Annotated in this window: 16 protein-coding genes, 1 tRNA gene and 2 pseudogenes; 7 read left to right on the forward strand and 12 right to left on the reverse strand. The window is 42.1% G+C overall.

The features are described from left to right. Positions 1–161: 161 nt before the first annotated feature. Positions 162–1,478, reverse strand: a complete 1,317-nt coding sequence (locus E2L07_RS06515) for a transposase (RefSeq protein ID WP_134228930.1) — start codon at positions 1,476–1,478, stop codon at positions 162–164. Positions 1,479–1,603: 125 nt separating this feature from the next. Here E2L07_RS06515 and E2L07_RS06520 point away from each other — a divergent pair, with 125 nt between their 5' ends. Beyond that, positions 1,604–2,881: an IS1380 family transposase gene (locus tag E2L07_RS06520; protein WP_134229171.1), complete on the forward strand. Its 1,278-nt coding sequence runs from the start codon at positions 1,604–1,606 to the stop codon at positions 2,879–2,881. Between the two features lie 216 nt (positions 2,882–3,097). Here E2L07_RS06520 and E2L07_RS06525 read toward each other — a convergent pair whose 3' ends face one another. The 6 genes and pseudogenes from E2L07_RS06525 to E2L07_RS06550 form a co-directional block, all read right to left on the reverse strand. Then, entirely contained in the window at positions 3,098–4,009 is a 912-nt protein-coding gene (locus E2L07_RS06525) for a cache domain-containing protein (RefSeq protein ID WP_208401989.1), read from the reverse strand. Continuing rightward, the gene (locus E2L07_RS06530) at positions 3,993–5,534 is read right to left on the reverse strand and encodes a response regulator transcription factor (protein ID WP_134229172.1); all 1,542 of its coding nucleotides are present in this window, start codon (positions 5,532–5,534) and stop codon (positions 3,993–3,995) included. The genes E2L07_RS06525 and E2L07_RS06530 overlap by 17 nt, the downstream gene beginning before the upstream one ends. Before the next feature lie 226 nt (positions 5,535–5,760). Continuing rightward, a pseudogene (locus tag E2L07_RS21175) lies at positions 5,761–5,892 on the reverse strand (gfo/Idh/MocA family oxidoreductase); the annotation flags it as partial. After that, positions 5,864–7,159, reverse strand: a complete 1,296-nt coding sequence (locus E2L07_RS06540; RefSeq protein WP_134229181.1) for a (Fe-S)-binding protein — start codon at positions 7,157–7,159, stop codon at positions 5,864–5,866. The pseudogene E2L07_RS21175 and the gene E2L07_RS06540, both read right to left, overlap by 29 nt. Before the next feature lie 47 nt (positions 7,160–7,206). Beyond that, a complete protein-coding gene (glcD, locus tag E2L07_RS06545; protein ID WP_134229173.1) occupies positions 7,207–8,619 on the reverse strand; it encodes a glycolate oxidase subunit GlcD in 1,413 nt (470 codons plus the stop codon). A 104-nt stretch (positions 8,620–8,723) separates the two neighbouring features. Beyond that, positions 8,724–9,839: a CdaR family transcriptional regulator gene (locus E2L07_RS06550; protein WP_053430811.1), complete on the reverse strand. Its 1,116-nt coding sequence runs from the start codon at positions 9,837–9,839 to the stop codon at positions 8,724–8,726. A gap of 118 nt (positions 9,840–9,957) precedes the next feature. On the opposite strand from E2L07_RS06550, the pseudogene E2L07_RS21725 reads away from it, so the two are divergent. Continuing rightward, positions 9,958–10,131, forward strand: a pseudogene (locus E2L07_RS21725) (IS1595 family transposase); the annotation flags it as partial. Between the two features lie 102 nt (positions 10,132–10,233). Here E2L07_RS21725 and E2L07_RS06555 read toward each other — a convergent pair. After that, a complete protein-coding gene (locus E2L07_RS06555; protein WP_053430810.1) occupies positions 10,234–10,659 on the reverse strand; it encodes a tetratricopeptide repeat protein in 426 nt (141 codons plus the stop codon). A gap of 308 nt (positions 10,660–10,967) precedes the next feature. On the opposite strand from E2L07_RS06555, the gene E2L07_RS06560 reads away from it, so the two are divergent. Further along, a complete protein-coding gene (locus E2L07_RS06560; protein ID WP_053430808.1) occupies positions 10,968–11,243 on the forward strand; it encodes a phosphotransferase in 276 nt (91 codons plus the stop codon). Positions 11,244–11,380: 137 nt separating this feature from the next. Here the strand turns inward: E2L07_RS06560 and E2L07_RS06565 are convergent, their stop codons facing one another. Next, the gene (locus E2L07_RS06565; protein ID WP_053430807.1) at positions 11,381–11,569 is read right to left on the reverse strand and encodes a DUF4017 family protein; all 189 of its coding nucleotides are present in this window, start codon (positions 11,567–11,569) and stop codon (positions 11,381–11,383) included. A 208-nt stretch (positions 11,570–11,777) separates the two neighbouring features. Next, positions 11,778–11,850, reverse strand: a tRNA-Val gene (locus E2L07_RS06570). A gap of 327 nt (positions 11,851–12,177) precedes the next feature. On the opposite strand from E2L07_RS06570, the gene pruA reads away from it, so the two are divergent. Continuing rightward, a complete protein-coding gene (gene pruA, locus E2L07_RS06575; RefSeq protein ID WP_134229174.1) occupies positions 12,178–13,725 on the forward strand; it encodes an L-glutamate gamma-semialdehyde dehydrogenase in 1,548 nt (515 codons plus the stop codon). Positions 13,726–13,801: 76 nt separating this feature from the next. On the opposite strand, the gene E2L07_RS06580 is transcribed toward pruA, so the two are convergent. Beyond that, positions 13,802–14,194: a PH domain-containing protein gene (locus E2L07_RS06580; RefSeq protein ID WP_010898886.1), complete on the reverse strand. Its 393-nt coding sequence runs from the start codon at positions 14,192–14,194 to the stop codon at positions 13,802–13,804. 42 nt (positions 14,195–14,236) lie between these two features. Further along, entirely contained in the window at positions 14,237–15,817 is a 1,581-nt protein-coding gene (locus E2L07_RS06585; protein ID WP_010898887.1) for a sigma-54 interaction domain-containing protein, read from the reverse strand. A gap of 235 nt (positions 15,818–16,052) precedes the next feature. Here E2L07_RS06585 and E2L07_RS06590 point away from each other — a divergent pair, with 235 nt between their 5' ends. The 3 genes from E2L07_RS06590 (at position 16,053) to E2L07_RS06600 (ending at position 19,258) form a co-directional block, all read left to right on the forward strand. Continuing rightward, positions 16,053–16,967 (forward strand): proline dehydrogenase family protein, encoded by a 915-nt coding sequence (locus E2L07_RS06590; protein ID WP_412733912.1) that lies wholly within the window; start codon positions 16,053–16,055, stop codon positions 16,965–16,967. 227 nt (positions 16,968–17,194) lie between these two features. Continuing rightward, positions 17,195–18,424 (forward strand): DNA polymerase IV, encoded by a 1,230-nt coding sequence (locus tag E2L07_RS06595; protein ID WP_134229176.1) that lies wholly within the window; start codon positions 17,195–17,197, stop codon positions 18,422–18,424. A gap of 483 nt (positions 18,425–18,907) precedes the next feature. Then, a complete protein-coding gene (locus E2L07_RS06600) occupies positions 18,908–19,258 on the forward strand; it encodes a YolD-like family protein (RefSeq protein WP_166740033.1) in 351 nt (116 codons plus the stop codon). Positions 19,259–19,751: the final 493 nt, after the last annotated feature.

The raw sequence follows: 19,751 nt of genomic DNA on the forward strand, positions 1-19,751 counted from the left end.
TAGAAAATCAGTTGACTACACTTCCATTAATGGTAATGAAAGTAAAATAATTTCAGACAAAAAAATGTACCTTCGCCCCACTCAAAATCGCACCTAAAAAAGGGTAGACTTCTCCCTTGGACCATAGACAATTTTTTGAAAAAGGTTTGATTGGGGTTAAATTAGCTAGCTATCGGCAAGGAAAGCTGTTCCACTTGGATTTCCTGTAATTTCCTTATAGCTTCAACATGATTTCCAGGTAAGACCGTATCTCGTATGTGTTTGATCATCCGTTGAATGAGTCGAAACAAATCTCTCATGATGAAGAAAGATTGGACTCTCTTGGTGGTCTTTACTGGCACCTTTTTATGTCGCATCACAGAATCGAGCTGATTCGATTCATGTGCAAAAGATAGCTCCACTTGCTTACGAAAGTTTAACATCCGTTCTTGAAGCTCTGACCCTTGTGGAACTGGACCATAGAAGAATGGGTTTTCTTCAAAGGTGAAACCGAATTGCTTATTACAAGTAGCCTGTAATGGACAGGACATACATTTGGTTTCGTCACCATGAAACCAAGACGTATAGGTTTCCTTCTCAAATCCATCCCATAGGAGTTCATGGCCAGCTTCACATTCAGGCTTTCCTTCTGATGAACAAGTTTCAGGGATGACCGTATTCTTTTTGAAATCTGTTACGACGGCCACATCATGTTTATGTAAAGATTCTATCTGGTGTTCGGCACTGAAATAGCCTAAATCTGCCACAAGATACTCTACCTTCAAATCACCGATTTCTTTTAGTTTTTCAACCAACGGAAGAAGAACATCGACATCGTGAGTATCTGGTGGAAGAATAATAGACAAGAGAACAACAGGACCCGAGGGTGCGGGGCAAACAATCGAATGTTTTCGATAGCCAATAAAAAATTTATTCTGATTGGCTTTATTCCGCTGAACGCCTACTTTGGCATCGGGATCCGAATACGTTTTGTCGCATTCACATGTCTCTTTATCTTCACAAGCACAACGTTTCTTTTTATAGCCATTCACGTGAGCAAAGACGGGTCTAGAATCAATTCCCGCAAGAGTTGGTTCTAAAAAACCATCCAGTTTCAGGGCCTGACCAATGAAATCGAATAAGATTTTATAAAAGTGCTCGGGTGTCAGAGTATGACGAAAATGAGTCAAGCTCGAATGAACAGGAACATCCTTTATGTTTGGAGTGCCGATGAAGTTGCGCCATGCCTGATTCTTAGGGTCCTTCAGCTGTCTGCAGAGCTCTCTAAAAGACGTGATCTCAGGCCGTGTAAAGTACAAATAATGCATACGAAAATACGTCCTAGCATCAATAGGCGGGCGACCACCGCCTTTATATAATGGTTTCATTTTTTCCAAGACAATAGAATCATCAACATGATCAATATAATCTATCAATTCCACATCGAAACCGAGTGTGTTATAGTAGTGGTAAGGAAGCAGTTCTAGCTGCATATCCATGAAAATGCACCTCGCAAATTGGTATTTTTGGTTGATTCGTTACTTCCATTTTACCATTTTTCGCTAAGGTGCATTTTTATTTTTTTTCGGATTTTATGGCTTTTTGAACAAGCTCTTTAAACGAAATAAAAACAAACTTCAATCCCAATTTAAAAATTGGTCTATCTCATGAAAGAATCACGTCGGATGGAGGACTGATTCTTTATAAAGAGTCTGCACATAAAATCGGTTATTTTCAATCTCTTCATAACACCCTTCATATTCAAGATGAGCGTCATTTACCGGACCATACCTGCCCATCTGTTGTTGAACAACTAGTCTTTCAACATCTAGCAGGGTACCATCGTGATTACGCTGCGAAACGTCTTGTGGACGATCCGGTCTTTACTCAGGTTACAGAAAAGGATTACTTGGCTAGCCAACCAACTGTGTCACGAACATATGGGGCTTTTACACCCGAAAACATCGACCAAATGAATGATTTCCTCCTGCAATCAAGTATCGACACTCACAAACGATTAGATCAACATCAGCTCACCATCGATGTCGATTCCACGTATTTCCAAACCTATGGAAATCAGGAAAATAGCGCGTTTAATACCCATTACAAGACAACTGGATTTCACCCTTTAATGGCGTTCGATTGTATGACAGGCATGTGTCTTTCTGCGGTCAATCGCCCTGGTGAACAATATACATCCAAAGGGGCGGAAGACATGGTAAGCGACATCATTGACAGCTACTTGAATCAACTTCCGCATATGGATATACTCGTTCGCGGCGATAGTGGATTTGCCATTCCATCCCTGTATGAAACATGCGAAGACAAAGAAGTGAGTTACGTCATTCGTTTAAAAGCCAATGCCAAGCTTCACGCTATGGCAGAGGAAATCAGCCCCGCTCCCTCTTTTTCCTCTGAATCCGAGGAGGTTCATTATGATGAGTTTGATTATCAGGCAGGCTCCTGGGATCGTCCAAGAAGAGTAGTCGTTCGGTATGAAAGACAAGCAACCGAACTTCTCTTTACCCATACTTTTATCGTAACAGACCTAACTGCTGACCCAAAAACGGTCTTCCGTCTTTACAAAAAACGCGGAGAAATGGAACTGTTTATTAAGGAAGCCAAAAATGATTTCGGTTGTAAATATACTAGCAGCCATGATTATACGGCCAACTGCGCAAGAATGATGACGGCCCTTGTTGCGTATAACTTGCATATCGCTACGAAAAACCTGTTCTTTTCTCCTGCCATCAAATCGTACCGAATGGGAACGTTTAGAAGCTTGATGATCAAAATAGGAGCGAAACTGACAAAATCTGGTCGATATCTTCATTTGAAGCTATCGAAATCCTTTGTCTACCAAGAGGAATTCTTCAAGACGCTCCGGATGATCCAATCCTAACATCCTATGACATCCTAAATTTTTGAAATTGCGTTACGTACAAAGGGATAAGTCTGCCTTTTTTCCATTCAAACGGTCATCTAAGAAGCGTTCTATAAGTCAAAAGATTCATTTCCGCCCTATATCCAAGTCAAAAACGCAATACATTCTTTAGAAGTAGTTGATTTCTACACATTGAGGTAGCTTTCATTCGATTGTGATGGTCTTATGAATAATCTAGGAGATTTCCTTTTTACTTAGCAAATTTTCAGAGATCATGCTTTTATCGACTAAATTGATAAGGTACATATTAAACGTCGGAAGGTATTCCGATAGAATCATATAATCTTTATCAAATACATGGACATCCGTGTACTCTAGTCCCAGCTCACTCATCTCACGCGACGCGTGTAATAACGCTTGATCTGTCACGCCGATCATCGTTTGGTCATTACTTGAAATAATCTGTCCTTCATCATTTACGATTAAAATTTTATTTCCTTCTGTCGTGTACCCTTCGTAAAACTCTCGCAATTGCCTCTCACGTATCGAAATGTAAACAATTCCGTACCGATTTTCTGTCGACCGTTCCAACAACACTTTGGCGGCAACAATCATCGGTTCCCCGTTCTCACTTGTAGATTGGATCAGCAGCTGGTTGGGGGATTGCAACGCTTCCGTTGTCACAGCATGATGTTGTAGTTCGTCCCAAGTAACCGGCCAATTAGAGTAATTCATATTAAACAGCCTGCTGTTTTTTCCAATGACAATCATATTGGCCCCATAAGAGGCTACCTCCGTATAAACTGACTCCATTTGCTTCGTCATTTCATAGTATAATTTGGCCGTCTCGATAGAGTTTAATTGCTCCTCCATTAACACTCGTTTGATCGTTCCGTTCGTCTGCATACTGTTGACCGTGTTCACTACAGCATAGCTGTAAGCCTCCAGCCTTGACTTCATCTGATTTAATACTTTTGTATTCGTAATCGTAAACGTATCCATAAACAGATTTTGCGATACTTGAATCGTGCTATACGAAATGACGATCGACACCGAGATAATGCTAACGACCATAACGAGAAACACTTTAAAAAACAAATCATTCGTTTGAATGATTCGATAAAATTTTCTAATGATGGGTCTCATGATGTTCAGCATTCTCCCTTCGGTAGCGACTTGGAGGCATTCCAGTTCGCTTTTTAAACACCTTGCAAAAATAGCTATGATCCGAGTAACCGACCAACGCATAGATTTCTGATATTGGAATCGTGCTCGATTTCAGCCACTCTTGCGCCTTTCGAATTCTGACTTTATTTAAATATTCACTAAAACCCTCATCGTGATGTTGACGAAAATAAGCCGAGAGATAAGAAGGATTAAAATGAAAATAGTTGGCCAATTGTGATAGACTCAAAGGCTCCGAATGATGTTCTTCGATGTACGCTAACATTTTTTGAATATTGGAAGAACCTTCATTTGAGTAGACTGAAATAATCTGTTTGGTTACCTCTAAAAACTGATAAAAGCAATCGGTGGCTTCCCGCACATTTTTGGCAGCATTAATCGTCGCAAAATAGTGATATTTTTCTCGTTCTAGTTCTTTCACGTCATATTTTAAATTGCCCATGAGCACGATCATGTTAAAGATAATATTTCCTAGAAACGCTTTACATTCAGTGCTCGATTGGGTGTACCTCGTCGACATATACTCAACATAGTCTAGTAAATATTGAAAGCCTATCACAAACTTTCGCCCTTTACACAACTCAATAAAATGATTTAAATCAAACGTTTTGACCCCCTCGTTCGTCTTGGGCAACTCATCGTAAATAAGTAGTGGGGTGTCCGGCAAATAAAACGAATACTGTTTCAACAACGGTATATCACGCTCATACACTTCTTTCGCTCCGTAAATGGATGAAAAAGGAGAACTTACTAACAAGGCATGGCCATCTCGTCCTTTTAGGAAATCGTCCGGAGCTTGCTTCATGGAAGATGACACGTCTCCTTCTAATGAAAGCAAAAGAACAGCATCACCTTCTTTTTCTATACTACAAACAACATCAATTCCTGTAATCGCTTGCTCTCGTTCATCCAAACGTTGTTTCCTCCTGTGAACGTCTTGTTCTTCTATAGGGGTTATGACAGCTAAACGATATGGACCTTTAGGGAAGCGCCTCTCTCCCGTATCATCTTGACTTAATGGTGCATGTCCATCGAGTATTTTTTCGAATTGGTCCGAAATGGAAGAGACTGCCCTACTAGGAGAATCTACTTTCGCAAGTGCCGGGATCTTCCCTCTAACCTCACTCAACGTTTTTAATAGATCTTTCTCATTTAGTCGGGGCTTTAAAAAATAATCTGCCACACCGCTATGAAAGGTGGACCGCACATACTCGAATTTTTCAAAGCTACTTAATACAATGATCTCAACTTCCGGAAAATCACGTTTAACCCTTTTGACCAAATCGATCCCGTCCATGACAGGCATGACAATATCGGTCATGACGATATGCGGCTCGTTCTTAGAAATGAGTTCAAGTGCTTCCTTTCCATTAGCCGCTTCGCCAACGATTTGAAACCCTTCTTTCTCCCAATCGAAAAAATTAATGATTCCCTGTCGAATGAGTTTTTCGTCATCTACTATTAATACATTGCACCATTCTTTCATCCCATTTCCCCCTTTTTACAAATAAGAACAACTAGGTTGCAGTCACTATATTTTAGCTGTGTCCCCATAACATTATGTTTATGTTTTCAGAAATGTAGGACGATTTTTTATCTTTATCTTATCACATGCTTTTTTTGGGTAACTGCTTTTGCAAAGGTACTTCTAGTCATAAAATCAAAAAAATACTAACGATTTTAGCCGTTAGTATTTTTCGCCTGATCTTATGTTATTTCTCTGGTACCTCTTGATAATCAATCCAAACGTCTCCTTGATCCGCTGAACGCACACAATGTTCGACCCAGCGAACGCCTTCGAGACCAGCATGAATATCAGGATAAACAAGCTGATTTAACGTCTTTCACTGCCTCGAGCAGTAAATCAACAATATGCACGGCCCGTACGTGATCCGCTATTCCTTCCCGCTCTATGCCTAGCTTCATTTGTAGTAAACAGCCTGGATTCGCGGTTACAATCGTCGTGGCTCCTGTTCCCTTCACTTCTTTCATTTTGGAATCAAGTATGTTCATCGACATGTCCGACTCAACAATGTTATAAATCCCGGCAGAACCACAGCAGCTATCTGCATTGTTCATTTCACGGTATTCGGTATTCTTAATCGCTTCAAGTAGCGTTCGAGGTTCAGAAGATGTGTTCATCACATTTCGCAAATGGCAGGAATCTTGATAAGAAATTACTTGATACGGTAAAGTGAGCTCATATTTTTCATGAAAATCTAATTCAACCAAAACGCTTGAAATGTCTTTTAGCTTATCAGAAAATCGACGGGCTCGGTCGATCCATTCAGGCTCATCTTGCAAAAGGTGACCATAATCCATTAAGAAAGCGCCACAGCCTCCCGCATTCGTAATAATATAATCAGCGTCTAGTTCCTCAAAAGCAAGGATGTTGCGCTTAGCCAGCTCCTTTGCTCCACCCTTTTCCCCGCTATGACCATGGAGAGCACCACAACAAGCTTGTTCTGGGGGAATGACAATGTCACAGCCTGCTAACTGCAATAATTTCATCGTTGCATCATTCGTTTTCATAAACATGGTGTCCATTAAACAACCTGAAAAAAACGCAACCCGCTTTTTGGCTGTTTCGTTCGCCGCAAGAAAAGTCGGCCGTTTTTTCATTTCTCGCAGCCGCGGAACAGGTGGCAACACCTTCTCCATTGTGGAAAGAGTATTTGGCAATATCTTCAGCATGCCACTTTTGCGCGCGATCTTTTGTAAACCGGATCGTTGATACAAACCTAACATCCCGGTTAAGAGCTGCATTCGATGTTGGTGAGGAAATAGCCCACTAAATACAGCCTTGCGAACGGTTCGCACAGGAAGGGACTGTTTTTTGTTTTGCTGAATAATATCGCGGGCTTCCTCAAGCAAATGGCCGTAATTGACACCAGATGGACAAACAGGCTCACAAGCCCTACAGCCAAGACACAAATTCAGTGAACGCTCTACGTCCTCATCTGGTTCAATGACACCATCGACGACGGCTTTCATGACCGCAAGTCTTCCTCTTGGCGAGTGTGATTCCTTAAAGCCTGATTCGATATACGTTGGACAGCTTGGGAGACAAAACCCACAGCGCATACAATTTAATAATTCATCCTGACTCATCCGCTCTTGAAATTGCCGCTGAATGGTTTCTCTTTCTTGTACAGTCCTCACCGTGAAACCACCACCCGTTTTCTACAATCCTTCGCAAACACTTTTCCAGGATTCATAATGTGATTTGGGTCGAGCGCTTCTTTAATCGCCTTCATCGCTGCCATTCCAGCCTCACCAAGTTTTCGTTCGAGATAAGGCGCCTTCATCACCCCTACTCCATGTTCGCCAGTAATGGTTCCGCCAAGCGCAATCGCCTTTTCGAAAATTTCCGCGAACGCTTTTTCTACTCTCTCTATTTCTTCATGATTGCGAATATCGGTTAAACAAGTAGGATGGAGATTACCGTCCCCAGCATGACCGAACGTGCAAATCGTAAGCTCGTATTTTTCTGCAATTTCGTTAATCACTTTTACCATGTTCGCAATCTCGGAACGCGGTACCGTCGCATCCTCTAAAATCGTTGTTGGCTTTAACCGAGCGAGAGCGGAAAGGGCGCTTCGTCTCGCGGTTCTCAAGGCCTCTGCCTCATCCTCAGACTCAGCGATCTGAACTGAAATCGCTTGCCCTTGTTCACATAATGCATGCATTTTCTCCATCTCTCGTTTTACGACTTCACTTGGGCCATCCTGCTCAATGAGAAGAACCGCTTGAACATCGGTCGGTAGCCCGATCTGAGCGTGTGCTTCCACCACTTTTAACGTCGGTTGATCTAAAAACTCAAGTGTCGTAGGAATCACTTTGTTTGCAATAATACTGGAGACCGTTTGTGCTGCTGCTTCAATGTCTTGATAGAGCGCAAGCATAGTCTGCTTAGACTCTGGTTTTGGAATTAGCTTACATGTTGCTTCTGTTACAATCCCTAGCGTTCCTTCCGATCCAACCATCAACCGTGTGAGATCATAACCTGCAACATCCTTCGCAAGCTTTCCTCCTGTGCGGATCACTTCGCCATTGGCTAAAACGACCTCTAAGGCAAGGACATAGTCTCCAGTTACTCCATATTTCAATCCACGTAAACCACCAGAATTTTCGTTGATATTTCCGCCCATGGTTGAAATCTTGAGAGAGCTTGGATCTGGTGGATAAAACAGACCTTTTTCCTCCACAGCTCGAATCATGTCTAACGTGATAACCCCAGGTTGAACCGTTACGGTTAAATTCTCTTCATCAATTTCTAAAATAGAATTCATATGTTTAAAAAGAAGGACGATCCCTCCCTCCGTCGGGCAAGTGCCCGCACAAAGGTTTGTGCCTGATCCTCGAGGGACAATGGGGATGTTGTATTCGTTACAAATCTTTACGATTTCAGCCACTTCCTTCGTATTTCTTGGGGAAACGACCGCATCAGGCAGCGCTTGAAACTGCGGGGTCGCATCGTAAGAATAGACGAGCCTCTCCACATGAGAATCTTCCACGTTTTCTAATCCGACGATCTTGATCAGTTTTTCCTTGACTTCATTTGCTAACAAATAAATCCTCCTCCTATCGCCTTAGTCGTAGGCTTACTCTCCATTATTAAGGAACAGGAGGAGAGATACTATGGATACATCACCAAAAATAATCCGCTTCCACTTTAATTTTTTAGATTATCTTCTAAAAAGAATAAGCTTAGATACAGGGTCGTTAAGTCGTGAAAATCACGAGGGTTTAACCCCGTCTTGTCTTCCACTTTTTTCAGTCGATAGTGAAGCGTATTAATATGGATATGAAGGGTTTCGGCTGTCTCTTTGAACGATTGATTACGCGCAATAAATGTTTTTAACGTTTCAAGTAAATCCTCATCTTTCATGATCGGTTCAAGGGTTCGTTGGACGAAATCTACCCGAGTTTGTTTTTTGACATCTTGTAAACACATGTCTAGGCGAAGGTCTTCTTCAAAGACAATGGATTGAGTACGCACCGCCACCGCCAAGGCACGTTCAGCCTGCTCAAAAGAACGATACAGCTCTTGTGGACAAACGCTTTGACCCACTCCAAAAGAAAGGGAGTGTCTGTACTTATTTTGAATGTATTTTTGGATTTGTTGAATCGAATGGACCGCACGTTCTTTTCCCTCCGCTTTGTTCGCTAGCAGCATCACAAACCGATCATTTCCCCAACGAACGAGAAGGTCATCCTTTTGCCGAGTGAACGTTTGGCTAACATCTATCCACCACTCCCGTTGAATCCGTTCCCTATTGTGTTGACCATAATAGCCAATGATCACTTGCCTAGAAACCGTTAAATCAATATGTAACATCTTCGCTTGATTGATAAAGCTACGTGTCCATTCCTTTTGCTGCACCCAATCAAAAACGAAGGCTTCCAGCGTGCGCGCATGCCATTCTAGCTGCTCTGCATAATATTTCTCCTTAATGAGCAATTCGGTCATTTTCCTCAATAGCTCTCCGTAGGCAGAAACTTTCGAAGGGTCGCCCGTGATTCCGATTACGCCTACCACTTGATCCTGAAAGAAAATAGGGAGATTGATCCCTGCTTTCACACCAGTTAATTTGCTTTCATCATCTTGTGTAATAATCAATCGGCGTCGCTCGTTGTACGAAATGAGAGCTCCCTCGTGAAAGGAGCCCATTCGCTCTTTGTCCGTGCTTGCAATAATCGTTCCACTTGGATCAACCACGATCAAATCTTCATCAAGCAGCTTTCGCACCTCTGAAATAATCGTATGCGCTAATGAAGGTCGAATCATTATGGATACGCCCCCTTTCTCTTCCCATGCCGTTTTTCCTATTGTAACGTGAAAAGCAATTGTCCATCAGCCCTTCAATAAAATTTGAATGGTTCACGTCAAATGAAAGAAATAAATCTTGAACGCCTTGAAAAGTCTTGGCTTTCATCAACTTTAAGAAATCGTTGGAGTCACGAAATCCTCTTTCGTGAGTCTATGAAAACCCAAAAAACGTGGAGAAAAAGATGAACAAAGAGGGATTATTTCTAACCTTAAAATTGCAGTTGTCGTAGCACAAGGCCGTAACTTGAATTAGGGCAAAGCTTGCATTTGAAAAACGAGTTGAGCACATGCTTATTTCTGCGTCTCAAAAATCTGTAAAAACGTCTGTTCAGGACCTGAGGCAATAGCTTAATTACTCTTTTATCTGCTTTATCTTTTCATTGCAAATATTGATTGCATATTCCGTTGAGTCGATAAGTTCTTTATTCCCTTTTTCCACTCTGATTCTTAATGCCTTTTTAACGTATTTTAAAGCCAATTGATATTCACTTTGGTCAAATAGGTTTTTTCCGTAATGCTGATATACGAAGTCCAAATAATTACTATGTTCGGTATCGCTTTCTGACTGTTCCTTAAGTTTCTTAAATAATTTATTGGATTTATGATAGTTGGTTTCCCATTGATATGTGTGTGCAAGGCGTAACTCATTGACAAACAGGCTCTTATGATTCCCTGATTGTATATTCATTTCAATTGCTAAACTAAGATATTTTTTACTATCTTCTATTTTGTTGACAATTCTTGAATATACACCAATGAGACCATATGTTTTAGCCAATTCTTCCTCATTATCTTGGGGGCTATGACTCTGTTTTTTTTAAAATTCAATGCCTTTAATCATATCAATTGTTGAAACTGGAACTTCCCTTAAATTATCATCAAAGTAAAAATCCAAATTGGATGGAATATTAGACAAATCCAAGCAATACCCCTTTATTAAGTTGCATTTTTAATGAATTAAGAGTATTTTGGAGAAGCATTTTAACTCTCACCTTTCTACATTATTGATTAAAATGGACGACTATCAGAGGAATAGCTATACTAGTTTAGTTTAATGGAATTAAATTACGAAAAGGAGACCAACTCATGTTCGATATTAAAAACTACGCAACATTTGAAAAAATCAAACCAATAAATAAAGGCTGGTCGAGCGACAAAAAATATTATATTGAAACCGTGACGAACGAAAAGATGCTGCTTCGGATAGCCGATATTTCAGAGTATGACAAGAAGAAATGCGAATTTAAAACAATGAAACGGTTAGCCGAATGCGGTATACCGATGTCGTTTCCTATAGATTTTGGGATCTGCAACAACGGTCAGAACACGAGTGGAACAAGGCGTGTCTTAAATAAACTTTAGAAAGATTCACCAACCGGAATTGTGCTTTTATATTTTTATACCTCTATTGTTTGAGTCCGTAAAACGGATATACTCGAGGATTCGGTTGCGCGGCAGAAAAGCCATATCAATTTAGATATGACCGTAATATTATTTGCTTAATTAGGTGAAGTTTTCCTGTTAACATAAAATGAAATTAAAGCCACAATTATTAAAATAGGTACTGCATAAATTTGTCCAACTAACAATTTCCAAGCTACTGTGTTATATCCCTCTGATGCAGGAAGGATAATGGCAACGATGCATACAATCAAATATGCTAATAATGGTGGAACTACTTTTTTCATCTTCTTTTCCCCTCTCTTCTAAGAGTTTAATAGTGATTCCATTTATATTATACGACAACCGTTAAATATTTCCCTATTTTTCAATTGTTATTTAAAAGCAACAATCTTTACGAAAAGAGCTGAACATTGAACACGGCAAAAACAAAATTTAAACAAAAGAAGAACACCTTTCAATCAACGAAAGGTGTTCTCTATCAATGTTTTTGAATGACCCGTACTGGGCTCGAACCAGTGACCTCTACCCTGTCAAGGTAGCGCTCTCCCAACTGAGCTAACGGATCATGTATGCTGTTAATGAAGACAAGTATTATATTACCTAAAAAATTCGAAATGGTCAATGCTTTTTTATAAAGAAATTTCTCCTCTATTCTATTCCCCGCTATTTCACACGAAGAGTGACCGACTATCTAAAACATCGTCTAATCTATCGTCTATTTATACACTATTGTTTATTCACTAACCATAATCTTTTTACAATTTACACTTTTGTCTATTTTATTTTTTTGTTATAAACCTTTTTCCGTTCATTCTCCGTTTTTAAAAGTTGGCATGGAAGTTGCATGTATATATGGGTGAAACGATTAAAAAGTTAATGGAGGGGATTTTTGATGTTGCAACCATATAAGCATGAGCCATTTACAGATTTTACGGTGGAAGCGAATCGAAAAGCGTTTGAAGAAGCACTTGGACTTGTAGAAAAAGAGTTAGGCAAAGAGTATCCATTAATTATCAATGGTGAGCGGGTTACAACAGAGGACAAGATCCAATCTTGGAACCCTGCTCGTAAAGATCAATTGGTTGGTTCTGTTTCTAAAGCGAATCAGGACCTTGCAGAGAAAGCTATTCAATCAGCAGATGAAGCGTTCCAAACTTGGCGCAACGTCAACCCTGAGGAGCGTGCGAACATTTTAGTGAAGGCTGCTGCGATCATCCGTCGCCGCAAGCATGAGTTTTCTGCATGGCTTGTACATGAAGCTGGGAAGCCGTGGAAGGAAGCGGATGCGGATACGGCGGAAGCGATCGACTTCCTTGAATATTATGCTCGGCAAATGATTGAGCTTAATAGGGGAAAAGAGATTCTTAGCCGTCCAGGCGAGCAAAACCGTTACTTCTATACACCAATGGGCGTGACAGTTACGATTTCTCCATGGAACTTCGCCCTTGCGATCATGGTCGGTACGGCAGTAGCTCCGATTGTGACAGGAAACACAGTTGTCCTTAAGCCTGCCAGTACGACACCTGTCGTTGCTGCTAAATTTGTTGAAGTTCTTGAGGATGCAGGGTTACCAAAAGGCGTTATCAACTATGTACCAGGAAGCGGCGCTGAAGTCGGTGACTACCTTGTTGATCATCCGAAAACGAGTCTTATTACGTTTACGGGCTCAAAAGATGTCGGTGTTCGTTTATATGAGCGGGCAGCTGTTGTTCGACCAGGACAAAACCACTTGAAGCGCGTCATTGTAGAAATGGGTGGAAAGGATACCGTTGTCGTCGATCGCGATGCTGATCTTGATTTGGCTGCAGAATCCATCCTCGTCTCCGCCTTCGGGTTCTCGGGACAAAAATGTTCTGCTGGGTCACGGGCTGTTATCCACAAGGATGTCTACGATGAAGTGTTAGAAAAAACGGTCGCCCTTGCGAAAAACTTAACGGTTGGCGATCCTACGAACCGCGACAACTACATGGGACCAGTAATTGATGAAAAAGCGTTTGAAAAAATTATGTCATACATTGAAATTGGTAAAAAAGAAGGCCGTCTCATGACGGGCGGAGAAGGAGACAGCTCTACAGGCTTCTTCATCCAACCGACGATTATTGCTGACCTTGATCCAGAAGCGGTGATCATGCAAGAAGAAATATTTGGACCGGTGGTTGCTTTCAGCAAAGCGAACGATTTTGATCATGCACTCGAAATTGCCAACAACACAGAGTATGGCTTAACAGGAGCGGTGATTACGAGAAATCGCGCCCACACCGAGCAAGCAAAGCGAGAGTTCCATGTCGGAAACTTGTATTTCAACCGTAATTGCACAGGAGCAATCGTTGGCTATCATCCATTTGGCGGCTTTAAAATGTCTGGTACCGATTCAAAAGCAGGTGGTCCTGACTATTTAGCGCTTCATATGCAAGCGAAGACAGTATCAGAAATGTATTAATCACAGCAAGGTATGGGCTCAGGCTCATACCTTTTTCGTTTAAAAATGCAAAAACAGGACGCCTCGTAGCGCCCTGCTAATGGTCAAGATTTTCGGGAACCCCCTTAAGTTCGATGTTTGGATTTTTGTCCAGCAACAATTGAAGAAACACATCTTCCTTTTCAGGTGAGATGACGATGATGTCATAGCCTACCCCATATAGAATCGTCAACCGATCGAGTGACAAGCTTGGCCCTGAAAGCAAGTTTTTCCGCTTTTCAATGCTCCGAATGTCTTGAATTGGGATGCTCCATCGAAATGGACCACTGATCGCGAATAGTCTGTCCCCATCGATTCGGTCATACGTTCGAAACCAAATCGATAAAAGGAAGATGACGATCGAGAGGAGGACAATCAAAAGAATGACACTTTGTTCTACGATCGGAGGAATGAAAAGAACTCCTGCCGATCCGTAACAGCACAAGACCAATCCAAAAATCTTTTTTTGATGGAAATGTCATCGTGCTCCTCCCTACTCTAATTCGTATCGTTTCATTTTATTGTAGAGGGTTGCTCTTGAGATACCGAGCAGCTTTGCGGCTGCCGATTTATTTCCGTACGTCCGCGTCAAGGCTGCTTTGATTTGCGCAACCTCGTCCGCTTTCTCAGGTTGAGCGGCCGGGATTTCGTTTTCCACGTTCAATGTTTCCACTTTCCCGTTCTTTCCTTGCAATGCTTCTGGGAGATGGTGGAGCTTGATCACATCGTGCTCATCGCCGCTCAAAATGACAAGTCGCTCGATCAAATTTCGCAGCTGGCGAATGTTTCCTGGCCACTTATATTTCAGTAACGTGTAAATGACTTCAGGGTCGATCGTCGGGATCGCCTTTGCGTATTTCAGCGAAAACTCTTTTAAAAACAGCTGGATCAACTCTGGGATATCCTCTGGTCGTTCGCGAAGAGGAGGAATTGGGATCGAGATGACGTTGATCCGATAAAATAAATCCTCGCGAAACTCGCCTTTTTCCACCATCTCTTCTAAATGACGGTTCGTCGCTGCGACAATACGCAAATCGATCGGAATCGCTTCCGTTCCGCCGACACGGTAGAACATTTTTTCCTGAAGGACGCGCAACAGCTTCACTTGCAATTCAAGCGGGAGCTCCCCGATTTCGTCAAGGAATAGAGTCCCCCCTTTGGCTGCATCCACCTTCCCTTTTTTCCCACCCTTTACCGCACCTGTAAAGGCGCCTGGTTCATAACCGAACAGTTCGCTTTCAAATAGCGCCGCAGGAATTGCCCCACAGTTAATGGCAATGAACGGCTTATCTGCCCTCTGGCTAGCAAGATGGATGCCCTCAGCAAACAGTTCCTTTCCGACTCCGCTCTCTCCTGTAATGAGAACGGACGCATCGGTTGTGGCGACCTTTTTCGCTAACCGGACGGCGCGCTGAAGGGCATCACTTCGCCCTTTGATCTTTTGAAATGGTGCGAGATTGTTTTGCTGGATCACATTGGACTCAAGGTCGTGTAAATACGCGGTCGTTGTCGCCAGCTCATTGTTCAACTTGACGAGGTCACTAATGTCTCTTTCAACAGAAATTCCGCCGATTAAGGCACCGTTGCGATAGACGGGCATAGAGTTGATTAATACATGGATGTCATGCTTCGGCTGATTGTATTTTTTCTCTACTTTCATTTCTTGCTGTATTGTTGAAATAACCATTAATGCGTTGCTATCGAAAAAGGTGTTGATTGGCTGGTCCACCACTTCTTCGTAAGGGAGACCGTACATGTCTTCCGAGCGTTTGCTCCAACCTTTGACGATTCCGTCTTTATCGACAATCGTCACTGCGTCATCGGCAGAGGCGAGAAACGCTTGAAAGAAAGCATGATGCATTTGGTAAGCGTCCAGCAATTGTTTTATGAACGCTTCCTTTGAAATCCATCCAACAGGCTGTCCTTGATCGTCAACAAGGATCATGTCCTTTAGTTCGGACAGACTCACCTCAGATAGTTTCGTAGATTCATGAACCTTCAGTGCGTCATTCTCTTTTGGCTGTTCTTCTCCTAACGGGCTTGCCATCTCCCGCAAACGAACATCTTTAATCAACGGAAACACCTCCACGCCAACGATGTAAGGGTTTACAATAATGTCTAATGTACATTTATTTTATACGATTTTGTCTAAATATTCTACACTTTTTTTCGTTGTGACACCTTCCTCCACCAAAACTTTGGTCGTTTTTCACGAAAGGTTGATCCTCTGTAGTGTAACTAATCAATTGGCACGATCCTTGCATGAATATAAAGTAAAAAAGCCTATTAAAGGAGGTTTTTCTATGATGGTGCTTGAGCAGCCTTTGAAATCATTTTTTACTAGCTTATCTCAAAGCAAATCAATGAATAAATTAGCCAAAAAGTGGGGGTTAAAATTAGGTGCCTCTCAAGTGGTCGCTGGTGTGACGATTAGCGAAGCGATCGAAAAAGTAAAAGAGTTGAATGAAAAAGGACTTTCCGCCACACTTGATCATCTCGGTGAATTTGTTGAAGAACGAACAGAAGCCATTGAAGCGACAGACCATTGTATTCAGACACTCGAACAGATTGCTTCCTCCGGGGTGAACTGTAACTTGTCATTGAAATTAACTCAGCTTGGTCTTGACATCGATCAAAGCTTCTGTCTTGAAAACATGGAGCGCATTATGAAAAAGGCAGCAGAGCTAGGGATTTTCGTCCGCATTGACATGGAGGATTATGGACATTGTCAGCAAACGTTAGACATTTTAGCGGAACTTCGGAAAACTTATGACAATGTGGGAACTGTTATTCAAGCGTATTTGTTCCGCGCATTGGATGACGTACGGGCATTGGAAGGAATTCCTCTTCGACTCGTTAAAGGGGCTTACAAAGAATCGCCAGAAGTAGCCTATCAAGAAAAAGAAAAAATCGATGAAAACTACTTCAACATGATCAAGCTCCATTTGGATAGTGGAACGTACACTGCCATTGCGAGCCATGATCATCAAATCATTGATCGAGTGAAAGCTTACGTAAAAGAAAAGGGCATCTCCCATTCTCAATTTGAGTTCCAGATGTTGTACGGCTTCCGCACCAACTTGCAGGAAGAGCTCGTAAAAGAAGGCTATAACGTCCGCATTTACGTTCCATTTGGTATTGATTGGTTCGGCTATTTTATGCGTCGCCTTGCAGAGCGTCCACAAAATGTCGCCTTCGCCTTGCGTGGCTTTTTCTCAAAATAAACCGTTCGGATCTTTCCGAACGGTTTTTTCTTACCTTTTAAGAAAGTGCTATGAAAGATAAACCAAGTCTTCCTAGTGAAAGCTCAGATTCCCCTGATGATCGACAATTATGGATGATCGTGTAATGACTGGAACCACCCGTTAACAGAAGAACAAATTACTACTATTAAACGAACAAATATTCACATATACTGTACCAGAACAAATGTTCTTACGAGGTGTTGACAGTGGATAAAGTCATCTTTATGGTCGATATGGAATCGTTTTTCGCTTCTGTTGAGCGGGCGAACCATCCAGAACTCTCTGGACGCCCCTTGCTCGTCTCCGGTGATCCCGAGCGGCGCTCCGGTGTGATTTTGGCTGCGTGCCCTGTTGCCAAAGCTCGCGGGGTTACAAACGGGGAACGGCTATGGGAAGCTCAGCAAAAATGCCCAGAAGCAGTCGTCGTCCGTCCCCACATGCAGCAATATGTAACGGTTTCTGTGCAGATTACAGAGATTTTGGAACGTTTTACCGACTTGATTGAACCGTTTTCGATCGATGAACAGTTTATGGACGTCACCCATAGCCAGCGCCTATTCGGTGCTCCTCGCGAGATCGCACAAAAGGTGCAGCAAGCGATTTGGCATGAAACAGGTGTGCGAGCACGAATCGGGATGGGTGAAAGTAAAGTGCTAGCGAAAATGGCGTGCGACAATTTTGCGAAAAAGATGCCCTCCGGAGTTTTCCATTTAACCAAAGAACGAATGGAGCGGCTGCTGTGGCCCCTTCCGATTGAATGTCTATACGGGGTAGGTAGGCAAATGACGAAACATTTTCGCAACCAAGGCATTCGCACGATCGGTCAGCTAGCAAACACGTCATTGGAACGAATCAAAGGCAAATGGGGTGTGAACGGTCACGTTTTATGGCTTACCGCTCACGGCATCGACCCTTCCCCGGTCACGCCCCATTCCCATGACAAACAAAAAGGAATTGGTCACGGCATGACCCTCCCTCATGATTACGTCAAAGCCGAAGATATTCATGTCGTGCTCCTTGAGCTATGTGAGGAAGTATGTAAGCGCGCGCGGCGGGCCCATTTGATGGGACGAACGGTCGCCATCGGTGTGAGCGGAGCAAACATGGAGACCCCTACCGGCTTTCATCGGCAAATGAAGCTGACGAACCATACGAATATTACGATGGAAGTGTACGAGGGTGCTGCCACGTTGTTTGAACGTTTTTGGGACGGAAAGCCCATTCGTCGCTTACATGTGAATCTTTCCAACTTAACGAGTGATGAGGCATGGCAGCTAAGTTTTTTTGGCAACCGCGACCGGGCCCACCAGCTTGGCTATACGATGGATACGATTAAAGAAAAATTCGGAGACACCGCGATTCGGCGAGCGGTTTCTTTCCTCTCTGCTAGTCAAGCCGAGGAACGAGCGAAAAAGATTGGTGGTCATTATAAATAATGAGCAAAAAAGAGTGTTCTGAGGATCTGGATCGACCTCAGACACACTCTATCTAATAGCCTTAATCTAAAAACGTCACTTCGTACACAAATTCATTTGTCATAATATTCGCTTCTTGCTAGTATTTCGTCATTTGGGTGGTTAAGAGCAACGACACAATCCTTTCAAATTCGCTGGAACCCCTCTGTATTTTTTTAATCCTGTACCGTTTTATCATGAGTAAGTGCAATAGACATTTAAAACTATTGATCAAAGGATCGAACTAGGTTCAATTTGCTATATATGTTTATCAAACAGTAAAAAACAATTCTCCTATTAACCAAGGAGGGGCATTTGAACAGTTCATTCTAGTTCTTTATGAATTAAAGAACGTCTTCGATCCCTTTAAAACACTTCCATATGAATAAATTACCAATTGTAATCACGGTGTCTACTCGGTACTATAATAGAGAACATACGTTCTTTGGTGCGGGGGTGAACTTTATGAAAATCAACAAGCTAACGTCAGGATATAACCTCAGATGGGAGTCGAGTCGGGTGATGCTGCCTGAACATGTAGAGGCACTGCATACTTATCGCCGACAATCACAGAAACAAGCGAAGCCGGAGATGGATCAGCAAACATTAGACGAACTATCTTCTGTCATCCAAGCCTCTTATCATAAAAGAAAACCTGTGAGATTAACGGTTTTTGACACGTACGAAAATAAACAAATCGTCGGGGTGGTGACTTCTATCGACCGCGTGCTTGAGAAATTGAAATTCGAACACGATCAAGAATTTGAATGGATTCATTTTAACGTAATCATGGATGTTTCCTACGCAGATGAATGATTTCCTAAAAAGCTACTGTAACATTGGGATCATATGTCCTGAGTCCCCAAATAAATCCAAACACGATCAAACAGTCCCTTTTAAACGCTCGATTTTTGCTGCTAGTGCCACTCTTGTTTCAGGTAACTTCTTTTTTAACGCTTCATTGTTTAATAAAGCTTCAGAGTAGAAGTCAGCAAATGATGGTTCCCGCTCTCTTGTGATGACATGGATATGATAATGATCGAGGTCATTGAATTCTCCACCATTTTAACAAGTCGTGATACCCGCAGGATTGTATAATACCTTGATCGCCTTTACTACGATAGTCACTCCTTTCATGATCGCATTGGCTGTCTTTTGGTTAATGTCTTCTATCTCTATCACAGATTGTGTCAACCTTTTGTGGGAGGAATATTTTCCATTCTCATGAGTGTAAGCGAATTCAGAATGTTAGGGTTCTCCTCTGTTAAGAATCTTAGGGCTTTTAAAAGCCTTTCAAGTCTTTCAGTGC

Source organism: Halalkalibacterium halodurans (assembly GCF_004376175.1).
GTDB lineage: Bacteria > Bacillota > Bacilli > Bacillales > Bacillaceae_D > Halalkalibacterium > Halalkalibacterium halodurans.